We start from the raw sequence: 3,269 nt of genomic DNA on the forward strand, positions 1-3,269 counted from the left end.
ATCGCCCTTTGGCGTTGGCGGCGCGGAGAAGCCGAAGGTCGGCCCGCTTGGAGCCGTGGTCTTTGGAGCGGCATCAAGGGCGGCCTCGCCGTCTCGCCAGTAGACATCGACGAAATCCAGGTCTTTGTTCCCTTCATTGCGCAGCACATGCGCTTCAAAAGGATGGAACAGGACGACGTCGCCGGCCTCGACCGAGATTTCCCCAAGGTCGGTGGTGACCTTGCCCGCACCAGACAGGACCACGAAGGCCTCGATTTCGTCGTGCCGATGGGGCTCGGATGTGACCCCGGGTCCAACCTTTCCGAACGAAAACCCCGTGCGAGCGCTGCCCGTTCCAAGCGTGGCCGTGTCGATACCGAACGCTCGCGACAGCTCCGTTCGAGAAAACGTGTATTTGCGCATGACAACGAACCTAAGCTGTTGAAGAGTGGGACGGACCTTCGGCTGCCAACGAACAGCCTCAAGTGCACTTCATGGAGAGAAACGGCAGTCCGACCCGTTGGCGGCCCGGCCAGGATAGTGCAGCTCTGGGCCGGGAGGCGGGCGACCAAAAGGGGGGCGCTAGTCGGGCTGTAGGCACACAGAAGACCGCCTGCGACCACCTCCACAATCCACGTGCCAAAGCGTCCGATGCTCCGCGAGCTCGCAAATCAGACCGCCATACCGTCCGCGCATTTTTTGAGCGGTCGATCAGTTTCGTGTGCATGCCTCCGCCTGGCTGCGTGAGCTCAATCGCGATAGAAGATCCCATTTGGGGGCTTGAGATTGTCGAGATCGGCCACTTTGCCCTCGGGCGGGTTAAGGGCGCGCTTAAGCACGTTATATTCAGCGCGGGTCGGCCCACCGGTTGAGGCACGCTGGAACACCAAGTAGAGTGTCCGCCGAGAACGATTGCTTTTGTTCGGTCGTGAGTAGTGCGGTGCGTAATCGTCGAAGATGAAGATGTCGCCAGCCTTCCATACTACGGGTTCCCAGGAGAACGTTTCGGCGACTTGAGGATAGATCACCCCACCGGCATCCATGGGAAAGACCCCCTTTTTGTGGTTGCCGGGGCTGAAGAAAAGCCCGCCGTTTTCCGGGTCGGAGTCGTCGATGGCTATGGCAAACAAGTCATGGACCATCCGGTCGGGGAGAATGTGTGGAATGTGATAAATGTCCTGATGCTGGAGATAGCTGCCGCTGTCGGGGTAGTGGAAAATCAGCAACTCCTTGAGCCTGCGCGAATCTTCTCCAAGCAAATCATCGACTGCTGACTTTATGCGCTGATCTTCTAAGAGCAAACGAAGCAATGGATCATGGAAGTCGAGAAAATTCTCGATCTTGGATATGATCTTTCGATTGTCCGTCGTCTTCTCGAACCACATGAGCCATTTATCATCGCTGACATCCCAGCCTGACACATCTTCGACAAAATTAGAGATATCTTCCTGAGCCGCTGGCGCAAAGAAGCTTTCGAGCCTGACGTATCCGTCTTTCTGCCACTTGTCTCTTTGTGTATCAGTCAACATGCGAAAAGCCTCCTGTTGGAAAGACTGGTTGGTCGGACCCCAATTAGGGCAGTCGGTGGCTAGTTGCGGTCCACGGAGACGCCCACGCATGTGGGACGGCGATGCTAAGTGCGTTCCGCTCCGACGGATTTTGTCCGGTGAAGCTCGGCGCGAGACTGCCTATGTCATGCTCGGCCGGGTCCAGGGCTTCGGTAAACTGGGCCGGATCAACCGCTTCACCCTGTCCAGCCACGACACGCATCGCTAAAGGCCGGCACCATCCGCTGACCGCCGACCCAGCCATGGCCCCCAAGACCACGGCGCTCTTTCGAGTGCGCGACCTGGTACGGCCTTGACAACGGTAGGGGAAATGCACGCCGCCAGAATAATGCGATGCGCCGCTTGGTCCAAGAACTTGTTCGGTCACGATGACTTCGGAGAAGCCTCCGGCCTTCGCAGCGGAGGCGGACATCATTCCCAGGATGCCACCGCCGATGATCAGAAGTTTACGAGTCATATCCCGCTGCCCATTTCTTCGGCTACGGAGGCGGGCCAGCTCTCGATCGACGTATGGCTGATGAAGCCAGGATGCTCGGGGTTCGCGCATGGCGCGCGCCCAAGAAGGCTATCGAGGATGCGGCGCGCGCGCCAGGCCAGCAGGCTTAGGTTCGGATCGGCCAGGCCGCGCTGCCCGAGGCTCGCGTTTTGTACGAAGATGCGCCTGTCACGCGGTCCGTCCCAGCTCACCGAAAAATCCTCGCGAATAGCTAATTCATTGTCGATATGCTCCAGCCGGTGCGCGATAGGTTCCAAGAAGTCTGGGATCGCGTTCTCGTAACCGGTGGCCAGCACGACGATATCAGCCCTGACTTCTTCGACCTCGACCATGCCGTGCTGCAGGGTCAGCCTGTGACCCGCGCCGGCGTTGATGCAGTTCGAGACGGTGCAGCCCGGCCGCAGTGTGATGTCGGATCGGTTTGGCTCGAAAAATGAGTGGCGGTAGAGCGCCTGATAGATCGCGCGCAACGTGCTTTCTGAAATGCCGTCCGAGGCAAGCACGAAACGCCGCAGGAGCAGCTTACGCTGCGACTCGCTCATGGCCGCGAAACGATCCGAAAAGCAGGGCATGAACAACTCGTTTGTGAACGGGCTGTTGTCCAGAGGCAGATAGTTTTCGCGCTGCGAGACCCAAGTGATCGAGGCAGGCCGCCGTTCTTTCGGCAGGCCGATAAGATGCAACATCACCTCGGCTCCCGATTGTCCTCCGCCGACCACGCAGACATGCTTTCTCCGCACCTCAGGGTGGATGTGCAGTAAAACAGATGAGTGGAACAGGTTGCGTCCAGTCCAGCCCTGGAACTGAGGCGGAATTTGCGCCTGCTTGCCAATGCCGACCACGACGTCTCTGGCGCCGAGAACCGCCTTATCCGTCCGCACCCGAAACTCGCCGTCAAAGCGGATTTCGCGTACTGTCTCACCGCCACGCACAAGTGGGTTCCTGTGGAAGACCCAGTTCAGGTATTGTTCGAACTCCACTCTGAGCACGGCATCGAACTGTGCGTTCAGGAAGTGATACAGACGCCCGTTCTCGTGCAGGAAGTTTACGAAAGTGTAGGCTGATCGCGGATTCACTAGAGTGACCAGGTCCTTGAAGTGGCTGACCTGGAGCTCCGAGGAATCGAATGCACTGCCTGGATGCCAGCGGAAGTCGACCTGCCGATCCAGGAACACCGCTCCTTGCCCAACTTGCTCGTGTAGCTGACACGCAAGGCTCAAATTGGA

At 58.6% G+C, this 3,269-nt stretch carries 4 protein-coding genes; 1 reads left to right on the forward strand and 3 read right to left on the reverse strand.

Annotated elements, in window-relative coordinates:
* Together NKH35_RS31085 and NKH35_RS31090 are read right to left on the reverse strand one after the other, a co-directional pair.
* Nucleotides 1-402: cupin domain-containing protein (locus NKH35_RS31085; protein ID WP_352917505.1), on the reverse strand; the 402-nt coding region annotated here is incomplete at its 3' end.
* Between the two features lie 326 nt (nt 403-728).
* Nucleotides 729-1,508 carry a phytanoyl-CoA dioxygenase family protein gene (locus NKH35_RS31090; protein WP_352917507.1) on the reverse strand — a complete coding sequence of 260 codons (780 nt, stop codon included), beginning with the start codon at nt 1,506-1,508 and terminating at the stop codon, nt 729-731.
* 88 nt (nt 1,509-1,596) lie between these two features.
* On the opposite strand from NKH35_RS31090, the gene NKH35_RS31095 reads away from it, so the two are divergent.
* Nucleotides 1,597-1,755, forward strand: coding sequence for a hypothetical protein (locus NKH35_RS31095; protein ID WP_352917508.1), 159 nt, complete (start codon nt 1,597-1,599; stop codon nt 1,753-1,755).
* A gap of 245 nt (nt 1,756-2,000) precedes the next feature.
* On the opposite strand, the gene NKH35_RS31100 is transcribed toward NKH35_RS31095, so the two are convergent.
* A partial coding sequence (locus NKH35_RS31100; protein ID WP_352917509.1) for a lysine N(6)-hydroxylase/L-ornithine N(5)-oxygenase family protein occupies nt 2,001-3,269 on the reverse strand: 1,269 nt, incomplete at its 5' end.

This window comes from Mesorhizobium sp. M1143 (genome assembly GCF_040318435.1).
Lineage (GTDB): Bacteria > Pseudomonadota > Alphaproteobacteria > Rhizobiales > Rhizobiaceae > Mesorhizobium.